Source organism: Marinomonas algicola (genome assembly GCF_014805825.1).
Taxonomy (GTDB): domain Bacteria; phylum Pseudomonadota; class Gammaproteobacteria; order Pseudomonadales; family Marinomonadaceae; genus Marinomonas; species Marinomonas algicola.
This window is the reverse complement of record NZ_CP061941.1, coordinates 2907371-2919022: the sequence shown is the minus strand read 5'-3', so window position 1 is coordinate 2919022 and position 11652 is coordinate 2907371. Positions and strand designations below refer to the sequence as shown.

The window sequence follows — 11652 nt, the reverse complement described above, 5'->3', positions numbered from 1 at the left end:
TCCAGCAACATTATGCTAATTATTAGGCTCAGTCTGCTTTTGTTGGTTATGCAGTTTACTGACCGCCCAACGTAAATACTGATTTACTTTGTTTGGTGTTAATTGCGCAAAATCATCAAGGTTTGCGCTAATCGAATGATTTGAATTTTTTAAATTATGTTGCTTTGCAAAATCCTCTGTCGCATGACTGACTAAAACAGGAAGATTAACGGTTTGATCAAAAGCCGAATGTGGGTGTTGATTGCAAAACTGTATAAAGGCATGTAACGCTTCAAAAATTAAGCTTTTATACCAACTTGGATGAATATTATAGGTTAATGATTCAATCAAAAGCGCAAAGGTGTCTTCCCCTTTTGTCATCGAGTTCAGTGTTCTCTGACAGTCTAAGCTCGTATTACTTTGTAAATCTCCAAATACAATACTATTTGCATGACTCAATGTATCCCAAAGTTGAGAGAGGAGGCTGTCTGGTAAGCTGGTTATCATGCCTTGTTCTACACGCCAATCAAACCAGTCTATGTCTTTTAGTTGCGTGCCGGCGCCGCTGAAATCCACTTTATTGAAGTCTAACCCTGACGTATCTTTCGGAAATTGTAAATGCTTTTGTTTTAAAATATCTCGTAGAGCAAAGTAGATTTGACTTGGTTCAATATCAGAAAGAACGTCATAGGCATCCTTTTCTCCTTCAGGTTCAAACTGCCTTGCACAAAGTTGAACTAAATTAAACAGTCGAATCGTTCTTACACCGGAAAAATAATCTGGATAGACCCTTATTATAGTGCCTACAACCGAAATAAGTTCATGATTGATTATCAAGGATAAAGGCGTAGCCGAGATTTTTCTCAGAAGATCGACGATCTCAACTTGATGTAATGGCTGAGTAATGTGAATTTCTGAATGAGAATTATCGCCTAAAACAAGTTGTCTTTGACGAACGGTAATATCGGCAATATAGGTGGCTAAATCCGTTGTTGGCTCAACCATAAGTGAATATAGCTGCCTTACTTGTTTCCAATTTTCTTTTAGCAGCGCCTCTGTATAAACAGAGTTGAGTACACTATAAGGGGTTACGGCTGGCTTGGATGAGGGTATTGTTTGCATTAACGCTTTTCTGTCACCCAATTCCAGTAAGCAGGTTACGGCATCGTCTAAGGACGGTTTATTATAAAGTGTTGCTAGGAGTGACTCGGTGGTTTCTTCTGAGGCATTGAATTGGCTAGAAGCATTCTCATTTGATAATGGCCAAGGTGGCTGGTGAACTTCTAAATTGGTCCCTAGGGAAAAACCTCGTCTTTGAGAGATATTCATACTTCTTCGACTGCCTGATTTATAGGCATTTTTAGCCGATTGAGGAATAACTTCATATTCGCTTAATTCATGATTTTGCAGCTTTCTTAAAAACTCAAATAGTTCATCACTGTTTTTCATTTCTGTGATTGCGTCATCAATTAACACCGTAAAGACCGCATTTTCTGGGTAATACCAATTGTCTTTAATGATTTTTAACTCATTGCATATGTGTTCTATAAAGAGTTTTGGGTCTACCTTGCTGTAATCTTTGTCTTCATTTTGAATCCAAGACAAACACAGGTATTTTTCATCATTAATGAAAAAAAGTTGTGATGTTGATAAACTGTTAAGTGCTCGATTGGGGCGCCCGCTAAGCCCTAGCGCTTCCGATTCCCCCAGTTGACGATAGGTGCCGACAAGTTGAGCGGAGCTAATAACCTTAAGTGGTGCGATCTCTTCGATTGTTTGACATAAAACACCTGAATTAACGATTTTCTGCTTTACGTCAGCATTTTGCGCTAGAACAACCATAGAGGTTCTAACTGGACTGCGACGATATTGAATTTTATGTAAGCCTAGAGGGTCAATATCGTCAGGAGTGATTAGCTCTTCGTCTAGCATTTTGCCAACTAAATAAAGGCTTTGAGCCCAGACCAGAGGCAGGTTGTCATTGGGTACGCGTTTTTGCGATCCAGGACTTTCTTTTTCTGCCAGTATATTCTCTTCTGGAACGTAGTAGAGTTCGGGTAATAACAGCTGCCCGTCTTTTTCTACCATCAAGCTTTCTAATTTTCTTCTGTAATGGTTAGCACTTTCCCAGTCGCGGGCAAACAGACGATCAATGTATAAATAGGTAAAGAACAGTGGCCACTCTGATTCGATGTGCTCAAAATTAATCAGCTCATCGTACTCGTAATAAATACGTGTTTTATCTTCAAGAACCGATTGATGACCATCTAATAAGAAGCGTTTACAGCCATACTCCCCGCCCAATTTGCTGATGATTTCATGGCGGGTTCGGCGAGCTAATTTTTCGTCATTAACGGCAAATGCAGGGAAGCTAATAATGCTTAGCAAGGCGCTATCGACTTCTTTTGAGCGAGATTCTTTTGGTAAAAGAGATTGTAAAACGGAGCCTGCACGAGTGACGGCATCGGCAAAAGAGTGAATAACGGCCCATTCAGGACCTTCTTCCCCAAATAGGTTTAAACCATCTAAGGCTTCCATTGCCGCTTTTGCCATCCCAACTGAGCTGGCATTAATCTCTTCTTTACCGTTATTAACCTTATTGCCTCGCTCCCATATACCGAAGTCAGGTGTTCTATAGGTTCGAGAAACGTAATACACAAGGTTCTGAATGAAGTTTGTTTCATCTCGAGTAAAAATGAGTTTGCTACCCGCTTTTGTCATTTGCGCCAGCATCAATAGGTAAAAGCTAGTGGCATCTATTTGTAGGTGGCCCCAAGCATCGTCCGCGACGGCTTCCAAGCCTGTTTTGGTATCGTATTTTGCGTGCAGTGCATCTTTAGGGTGAAGGCTGTATTTAAATGCTTCGACTTTGTGAGATTGTCTCATCATGGCAAAAAGCAATCCGCGCATCATTTTTACGCAAGAAAATTCCAGTTCATGTGCCCTTTGTTGTGGGTTACCATTTCTTTTATACGCTAGGTAAAGAGCCCAAATAGCTTGAATGCTATAAACGTTGTCTCGCACCCAAGCATCTGTGTAGTTACCATGAGCGTTAATACTGGTGCTCGCAGGAAATAAACCTGTTACAGGGTGCTGACGAGAAAGAATGACCTGTTGGATATGTTGGTAAAGAGAATCAAGCGCGCTCTGATGTCCCGATGTCATTTTTGTTTCCTATAAAAGAAAAAGTCATAACCTTAAAAAAGGTAAATTACTGGCTGAATACTTACACTATACTCAAGATTTTGATTGAAGGTAAGGTGGTTAACGATTTGATTTATGACTGCTTTATTTTGGGGCGGTAATGTGACTTTTGAGTGAAAAAGTGTCACATATAGGTCGCCGTTTATGAGGAAAAAGAAGAGAGAATATTTTATGTATGGTGTGTCCAGGCCAATCTAAAATAGTGAGGCCGCTCGCAAACACTCTCTTTTTATCTGACTGGTGATAAACTAAGCCATCTCTGTATAGGTGTAAATCATGTGTTGATCGATTATTTGAATATGGCCGCTGTTGCGTTTATTTCAGCTACATTAATGCCTCTAGGCTCTGAAGTATTATTTATGTACTACTTAAATGATCCATTACTCTCGACGTATCTGCTGTTTCTTGTTGCCAGTATTTTTAATACTTTGGGATCTGTAGTGAATTTTTGGTTGGGGAAATATTGTCGGAAATTCGAGAATAGACCCTGGTTTTATGCTAGATTAGATAAGCTTGATTATGCAGAAAAGTGTTTTCAGAAGTATGGGTGTTGGAGCTTATTGCTCTGTTGGTTACCTGTTGTTGGCGATGGAATCAGTTTGGTCGCTGGCATTTTTAAAACTCCTCTTAAGATTTTTGTTCCTCTTGTATTTATTGGAAAGGGAGCTCGATACGGATTTCTATTGTGGGGTGGGTCTGTCGTTTTTACATAATGCATTACACTAGGACTATTTACTCATGAAATACCATAATTCATCTAAGCGTGTGTATAAGAATCTGCTTATTTTATCTGCTATTTCCTTGGCGGCATGTTCATCGACGCAACAAGTAGATAACAGCCAAACAAAATTGGAAAATGAAGCGTTAAAGAAGCAGCTTGATCAACAGAAAGCCGAATGGGAAGCGGTAAAGCCAGATATTGAGAGACTATTGGCATTAGAAGAAGACTTTAAACTATTGATTCAAAGTATTAATACCAGTCAATTATCAAACTCGCCAGAAAACTTGGGAGGGGAAGTTCAAGCCGCCCCATTGGTGCCCGCTCCTCAAAACGTCTCGGCTGTTGAAGACATTTTGAAGCCAGAGAATAATATGGATGAGGCTTTGACTGAAAAACCAGCCTATGTTCAAGCGCAATTTAACATGCCTGCTTCGTCAACATCCAAGGTAAACCGTTCTCCTACGAACAAGGCGAATATGAAATCGAGTCAGTATGCTGTTCAAGTGGCGGCCTATGATAATGAAATACAGTTGGCGAAAGGCTGGCTAAGGCTTCAAGGTAGTTTCCCTGAACTGATGTCCACGGTGAATCCTATAAAAGAAAAAGTATCGGTAAAACAGAAAAGCCTATGGACGCTTAAAGTGGGACCCTTTGTTAGTCGGTCAGCCGGAAGCCGCTATTGTTCTCAGTTAAAAGAACGTAACCAAGATTGTTTTGTTGGACTTTATCAGGGTGAAGAACTGTAATCTAATTTAAACTTTTTTCAGCAACAGTACAGTTTATAGTGCTCTGTATTAATCGCTCACACTCGTTAATTGCTTGTTCTTTGTCTTTAAAGAAAGCCGTATACAAAAACAGCTTAGTGTCGATTTGATCGTAGTAGGCTGTTTTTTGGCTGTTGAATGAAGGGTAGGTTTTATTGAGTAGTAGCCAGTAAGCGTTCAGTGTTGCTTTAGAGCTAAAGACACCTATTTGTGAAACGTAGCCTGCTAACTTCCTTGGCTCTCTGAGCACAAAATCCATATTACTTAATATTTCTGAGTTGTTGGTTACTTTAATGTCAACGGCTTCGGAGCGTAATAAGTTTCTTTTCTCTGTGTATTCTTGGCTTATGTTGATTTTGTATGAACCTGGAGGGACATCTGAAAAAAGGTAGTAACCGTCGTACTCGGTATCTGTGCTGTCCACCACTTCATTCTTTGCATTCATTAAGTTTACCGTCGCGTAAGAGGCGTATTTATTGCTGTCTAATTGGCCAATAAAAACGGAACCTTCTATCTCACTCGTCTGAATAATGGCCAAATCGTAACTGTCTACTGAGCCTCGTCTAGGAGAAATGGAGACGCCAGGAGTTTGTGGCTTCAAATACGCATCTGGTAAGGTTGCTGTGTCAACAACAATGTCGCTGGCTTTATTGTTTTGCATAGACGTAAGTATGGCTATGCCGCTGCTGTCCGTTATTGCACTGTTGTAGTTTTGTACGCTTTTTACTTTTACGCCCTTGAGTAAGGGTTCACCGACATCAAAAGTGCCGTTATTATTTCTATCTTCAAAGACTCGAATGAGAATAGACCCACGATTTACTAAGCTTTTTTGGGTAACAAAGAACACATTGCTGTCGCCAGTTTCTTTTTGTCCAAGACTGACTCGGCCAATAAGGTTAACATTCCACCCCGACGTGTCATTATATAAAAAGTTACTCGAAAGAATAACTTCCTCAGGCTTCCATGTGATACCGGCACCATAAATATTTACATTCGGGTCAAATTGTCTGCTATAGGACAGTTTAAAGTCGACATCTTCTGAAAAATAGAGGTTTGCTTCTGTTTTTATCTGATCAACTTCTGTATCAGGTTGTAGGCTGTAATCCAGCTGATTTCGCAGGAACACATTTCCGAAAACGTGTCTGGTTCGAATGTTTCCGGCTAATTGATCATCTATATCACTTTCTGAATCCGTTGTTTGCCATTTTAATCCATGATTGACTGATACGTCCCCAATATTGAATCCAATATCATTGCTTATAGAGTTCGTCTTGACGTCATTGTTATCTATGAATTGCTCTATGCTTTGTTGATAATTGATTGGATTTTTTGAAAAAACTCTTCCTGAAATGGACGCTTTGTAGGATGTGTTACTCTCAAGTTCTAATGTTGTCGTGTTAATTTGTTTATTTTCACGAGCCGATAGATTAACAGATTGTTTTCCTAAAACGGTTCTGGCTGTGTATTCTTTAGCGCTTTCATTGTTCGAGCTTTCACTAAAATCGAATCCCAAAAGTATTCGATTAAATACAGAAATGTCAGCACCGGCTGAGTAGCGACTTTCAGGGTTATCTATTGTCTCACTTTTGTCTAATAACGTGCTGCCTCCTACATAAGTAGATAGCCAATTAGTTAACCCTTTGGTGTAGACACCAGCGAGTTCAATACCTGGGTCCTGGTTCTGTTGCGCTTTATTTTCAATGTCGAAAAGAGACTCGCCACGATCTACTAATGAAATATCGTAGTTTCCGTCACTGTCAAAATCGTTGTTGTTTATATAATATTGGCGGGTTTCTTTTAAAGTCTGTCCTTGCGGACCATAGAATATAATATCAAATTGGTTGTTGCCGTATAATAAATCAACGTCTTTAAACTCATATCGATTGTCTTGCAAACTAAACAAATTGCCAATTAATAGACCATTTCGATAAAGTTCTATATCCCAATTAGGTTGAATGTCCCCACTTATGTCGATTCGTGATTGATTGCTGCGGTTGGTTAATGGTTTATTGCTAACGCGTATACCTCGCGATAAGCCAGTGGCACTGTCTATCCCTATGTTTGAGGCTTGTACGTCGCCTATTTCAACCGATGTTGCGTTTAAGGGGCCTAATAAATTCGCGTCGGGAGACTCTTTTGATAGGTTTAACCTAAAGTCGGTTAGACTGTCTTGATTGTTGCCACTTAAGCTGTATTGAGCATTAAAATAAGCCAGATCGTTTGAACCTAATATTGAATAGGTGGACGTTGTGTCACTGTTTTCTTTTTTATTTACGCTGACTTGCAAATCAGCAACGGGCGCAGTGAACACTTTATAAGGGTTTTCTTTTAGCGGTAATGAGGCGTCTCGGCTAGGCGATGATTCATTGGTTTTTTTATTCCTTCTTGCAAGTTGGAGTTGAATGGGAAGTGCCCGCTCAGAAAGGATTGTTACTTGCAGCCGTCTAAAGTCAAAATCAAAGGTTACTCCAAACCATTCTTCAATCAGTTTACTTTCGATGTATATGTCATCCTCTCTGATGACGTAGTTTTCAGAAGACAGTAGATTAGCTTGGCCAGACACCTCAACGTTCACCGTGTTTTCAACGCTATTTAGGGAGAAGCGGTTGGCTTCTTCAAAAAACCAGCCCTGCGCTGAGACTAAATCATTGGAGAAATAGATAGGAAAATCCAGCAAAGTCACAAAAGCATTGATGCCTAACATAGCTGAATCTGTCGATTTCTCGGCAAAAATATCGCCAAGATAGATGGCATCAACATACATTGATAGGGCCAACTCCTCACCTACAGGGATACCAATGTTTTGAGTGTTTAACGGAGTGTCTATCGTTTCTTGTATTGTTTCTTTCGTTTCGGCAAATGGTATTTCTCTGCTTAGAGGTTGCCCTTGTTCTATTGCCTGGTATTTTTTTTTGATTGTTTCAAGTTGTAAGAGAAAACTCTTCTCATCGGCCAGTGTGAGTGAGCTGCATAAGCCAATAATAAGCGTTAAAACGACAGAATAGAACTTCATATTAATTTAGGGCCGACTTAACCATGGCTGGCGTAATGGTTAAGCTGTAGTCGGAAAATTGAGTGCCAGAGAATTCTTGAGAGCCTTGATAAACGACTCTGAGTGTTCCTGCCGTCAATGTAAAGTTTTCCCAAGATACCTTCGCCACAATATTATCGAGCTCATGGTGAAAATTAAATCCATTCAAAATGCCGACCCGGGTTTCTTTCGATGAATTTAACGGTTTCCAATAGGCATATAAATTACCAGACAGACTGTATTTACCTTGTTTTTGCAGATCAATATTAATGGTTGCTTTGTTATTCTTTTTATCATGCTTAAGTGAGATATTATTGATTTTATTGCCATATTGGAATTGACCAAGCCTAAAGATCACAGGGATTGAATAACTGAGTAAAACATTGAGTTTGATACTGGTTGTTGATGGTGCTGAAGTATTAAGGTCGACTTTAGGTAAGGCGGTAAACTGCAGATGTGATCGATACTCCCCATCATTTAGGTTTCTTGGCTTACGAGCCGATACCTTAACGGTTTGTGACTCTCCTGGTTTTAAGGTGACTTGCTTTGGCGACAGTCTAGCCATCCGGCTTAATATGGGAAAAGACAGCAGCTCTTGTTGAGAAAGTTCTCGGTAACCGCCTTCTGGAAGGGCTTTGAGTTCTTTCCAATCTAATCGGTAGCTTTGGATTTCATTACTGGTGTTCATTAGTATGACGTTGGCAGAACGCGACCTTTCATCCAGAACTAAGCGTGTAGGTGAAATAAGTAAACTGGCCAATGTGGAAAGAGAAAAGCTGCATAAAAAAATACTGATAAAAATGTTAAACATATTTTTTTTCATCTAGGTGCCTGTATTTATAAACGTTTGTTAAAATCAAAAATCAAAAGAAACCTGAAGGTTGATAGTGTAGTCGGCATCACTGTAATTCATACTGCCTGAGCCAGAGGTCCTTAATGTACCACCGATACCCACCTCTGCGGTTCCATCCGTTCGAATAAAAATAGAGCCTGGAGAGGTTAAATTAACTAAGGTGAATTGCCCTGTTGAAAAAGGCGTGCTGCTTGTCGAAGCTTGTATCACAGTAGGGGTAATGAAAACTTGAGCGTTTGCTGGGTAATTAAATAGTAGGAACTCAGCTGGAGACCCCGCTTCTATAATTCTGAAATGGTTAGTCGCCGTTATATTGCCTAAATAATCAATAGTATATTCACCTACAGTGGCATTGTTGCTGATTACTACTCGTCCAAATGATAATGGTCTTATGTTTACCACTTCTGCCAGTAATGACATTGAAGGTAAAATTAGAAAGCAAAAAATGAGTATTAATTTCATACTTTTATTACTCTCCATAATAAATTGAATCGAAGCATTATATTAGCCTAATGCTTCGATTCTGCAAGGTAACCTATTAATAAATAACGATTATAGGGAAAGTACCTGTATAGTCCCCATCAATATAAGGTGATGTGGAAGTGGCAGTGTCAGTTGTTAATGTTGCACCAACTGAAAATGAAACAGCCCCCGTTGCATCCGTTTGCAAGTTTGCAGCAGCATACGCTGTACCATTGTTTGGACCACTCGTGATATAGCCCGTGAATGTGCCTAAGGTGAATTTTGGTGTACCTGGAGGCGCAGCCGCGGCCGCTAGGTTAATTGGTCCGCTTGGAAGCGTTAGGGTTAAGCTAGTGAAGCCTGCTGCACTGTCTACGGTATAGGTGGCTGGAGCACCCGCTGTCAATACTGATACGGCCGCTGGAGCACCGGATGTTGCCGCTGTTGGCGCGGATCCATCGGCAGGAATAATAACTGTCGCCGTTGCAGTGCCCGCTGGGTCAGCTGTTGCTCTGATTGTACCAACACTAAATGGCGTTGCTTCAACTAGGTTGAAGGCATTTTGTACCGTCACTGTGGCGGTTGTGTTTACTGTTTCAGCCATGGAGAATGAAGCCGCACCAAGTAAAATCGAGCCAACTACAATACGCTTTTGTATTTTTGATATAGTCATAAAAGTACCTTTTGTTTGATAGAATAAATCTATTCGTCAATCTTAATAATTAAGGCTATCTGGTCTAGCTTAATGAATACACGCTTTTAAGAAGAATTTATATCAAAATTGCTTTAATTTCTTGATATTAGGCATGCACTTCATTAAGCACATCGGCAGAGGATGTGTAAACTTGAGTTTTATTTTTGTACTAAATATGTTTTTTATAAATGAAAGAAATGTTACTAAATGTAAGTTCACAGGTTGATCTGGCATACTGGCCAAGAGTCCTAAATTTTTCAGCTTACTGGATCTTAGACCCCCCTTTATAAAGCGAATTCCCCCGACTTAGCACATAAAAATATTATCGGCGATAGGGTGATGTTAAATCAACTGAATCGTTTAGTAAGGGCGGGTTGAGAACTACCTCAAAAAAATGCTAAAACGATGGTGAACTTTAGGTCACTTTTTCAATCAAATGTAACCCGTAAAAAAATCGCTATTAAAAATACTTGGATGCAATGTGATTCTTAATAACAAAGTAATAAAATTAGTGCTTGGCACGGTGTTGGCTTTAGTTGCCTTTGCTGCAAACTCAATTTTTTGTCGTTTGGCGCTAGGCGCTGGTGTGATCGATGCGTCTGGATTTACCCTCATTCGTTTATTTTCTGGGACGATCACCTTAATTATTCTTTGGTTGCTGTTAAATAAATCAACAAAAAAGACAGAGAGTTATCGAACCTTGATGCAGTTTGGAAGTTGGAAAGGTGCGTTTTATTTATTTATATATGCCCTTTCGTTTTCTTATGCCTACCTTACATTAGAGACAGGTCTGGGTGCTTTGATCTTGTTTGCAGCGGTGCAGATAACCATGATTTTGACCAATATACTAATGGGAGGGCGACTATCAAGAAGTGAGTGGTGTGGTGTGATAATCGCGTTCTCTGGCTTTGTTTATTTAGTGTCACCAACGATTACGTCTCCATCATTGGAAGGTTTTCTCTTAATGACCGCTTCTGGTGTCGCTTGGGGGTTTTACAGTATGAATGGCAAATCGTCGAAAAAACCATTGGAGGACACTCTAGGAAATTTTGTTCGGACGCTCCCAGCTTTGATTTTCCTGTTCGTTGCCACATTTGATGCATTGTCACTAACCGTTACGGGGGTGATCTTTGCTCTTGCGTCTGGTGTGCTTGCGTCAGGTTTAGGTTATGCCATTTGGTATTCTATTTTGCCCTTACTAAAAGGTACAACTCCCGCCGTATTGCAGCTCTTGGTACCTGTCCTTGCGGCAATTGGTGGTGTGTTTTTCGTTGGTGAAGCCTTTAGTTTACATGTGTTGTTATCGTCATCGTTTATTCTTGGAGGCGTGCTAATGGTCCTTTTTTCCAAAAAAATCGTTTAATCGCTTTACTGTTGCATAAAGGCGAAGCGGCTTAGTGTTTTGCGGATGAACTGTGTGTAAGCACAATCCATCCGTCAAATTAACGTTCGCTACTTACTGCATAAGCGACAGAGAACGCACCTTCTTGAAACGCTCTTAAGCCGGTATCAGAAAAAGGTATTGGAAATGGATTTGCTTTTATCGATTCCTTTAGCTCGTTAGTGCTAATAAGCGTCACATCAACAGAATCGATTAATTGAATAGCGGCCTCTATTTTAAAACCAGCAGACGACCCCGCAAACTTTCCTTTAGTTGGTCGTTCTTTAATGGCAACTTGATTTACTTTGTAGTCTTCAAACAGTTTTTTCAATGTGAATTGATACTTCCTCATTGCTTCAGTGTCTTCGGACTGAACAAGAGGTATGCGAATTTGGCGACAATCGATAATTTGGAATAACCCCCTGTCTTTTGATAGTAAGCAAAGAATCGCTTCGTTGCTTTTAATTTCTACACCGCATGTAATCATGACTGTTCTCTTTGCTGTTTAATTTAGGGTTAATTATCCCATAGGCAAAAGTAAAAAACACTGCGTATAACAAGGA

At 40.0% G+C, this 11652-nt stretch carries 9 protein-coding genes; 3 read left to right on the top strand and 6 right to left on the bottom strand.

Translation table 11 applies throughout. The annotated features are described in order from the left end of the window. Positions 1 to 15: 15 nt before the first annotated feature. Positions 16 to 3144 (bottom strand): phosphorylase b kinase regulatory subunit alpha/beta, encoded by a 3129-nt coding sequence (locus IEZ33_RS13340; protein WP_191600528.1) that lies wholly within the window; start codon positions 3142 to 3144, stop codon positions 16 to 18. 317 nt (positions 3145 to 3461) lie between these two features. Between IEZ33_RS13340 and IEZ33_RS13335 the strand changes: the two genes are divergently transcribed. Both IEZ33_RS13335 and IEZ33_RS13330 read left to right on the top strand, forming a co-directional pair. Then, complete coding sequence (locus IEZ33_RS13335) at positions 3462 to 3896, top strand: YqaA family protein (protein WP_240009536.1); 435 nt, start codon at positions 3462 to 3464, stop codon at positions 3894 to 3896. A gap of 25 nt (positions 3897 to 3921) precedes the next feature. Next, positions 3922 to 4650 (top strand): SPOR domain-containing protein, encoded by a 729-nt coding sequence (locus IEZ33_RS13330; RefSeq protein ID WP_191600527.1) that lies wholly within the window; start codon positions 3922 to 3924, stop codon positions 4648 to 4650. Position 4651: 1 nt separating this feature from the next. Here the strand turns inward: IEZ33_RS13330 and IEZ33_RS13325 are convergent, their stop codons facing one another. The 4 genes from IEZ33_RS13325 to IEZ33_RS13310 all read right to left on the bottom strand — a co-directional run bounded on the left by IEZ33_RS13325 (position 4652) and on the right by IEZ33_RS13310 (position 9687). Continuing rightward, positions 4652 to 7681, bottom strand: a complete 3030-nt coding sequence (locus tag IEZ33_RS13325; RefSeq protein ID WP_191600526.1) for a hypothetical protein — start codon at positions 7679 to 7681, stop codon at positions 4652 to 4654. Between the two features lies 1 nt (position 7682). Continuing rightward, on the bottom strand, positions 7683 to 8510 hold the full coding sequence (locus IEZ33_RS13320) for a fimbrial biogenesis chaperone (protein ID WP_191600525.1): 828 nt from the start codon (positions 8508 to 8510) through the stop codon (positions 7683 to 7685). 45 nt (positions 8511 to 8555) lie between these two features. After that, positions 8556 to 9014 carry a DUF4402 domain-containing protein gene (locus IEZ33_RS13315; protein WP_191600524.1) on the bottom strand — a complete coding sequence of 153 codons (459 nt, stop codon included), beginning with the start codon at positions 9012 to 9014 and terminating at the stop codon, positions 8556 to 8558. Between the two features lie 76 nt (positions 9015 to 9090). Further along, positions 9091 to 9687, bottom strand: coding sequence for a DUF4402 domain-containing protein (locus IEZ33_RS13310; protein ID WP_191600523.1), 597 nt, complete (start codon positions 9685 to 9687; stop codon positions 9091 to 9093). A gap of 502 nt (positions 9688 to 10189) precedes the next feature. On the opposite strand from IEZ33_RS13310, the gene IEZ33_RS13305 reads away from it, so the two are divergent. Then, positions 10190 to 11071: a DMT family transporter gene (locus tag IEZ33_RS13305; RefSeq protein WP_240009535.1), complete on the top strand. Its 882-nt coding sequence runs from the start codon at positions 10190 to 10192 to the stop codon at positions 11069 to 11071. A 79-nt stretch (positions 11072 to 11150) separates the two neighbouring features. Here IEZ33_RS13305 and IEZ33_RS13300 read toward each other — a convergent pair whose 3' ends face one another. Further along, positions 11151 to 11576 (bottom strand): DUF3010 family protein, encoded by a 426-nt coding sequence (locus IEZ33_RS13300; RefSeq protein WP_191600522.1) that lies wholly within the window; start codon positions 11574 to 11576, stop codon positions 11151 to 11153. Positions 11577 to 11652: the final 76 nt, after the last annotated feature.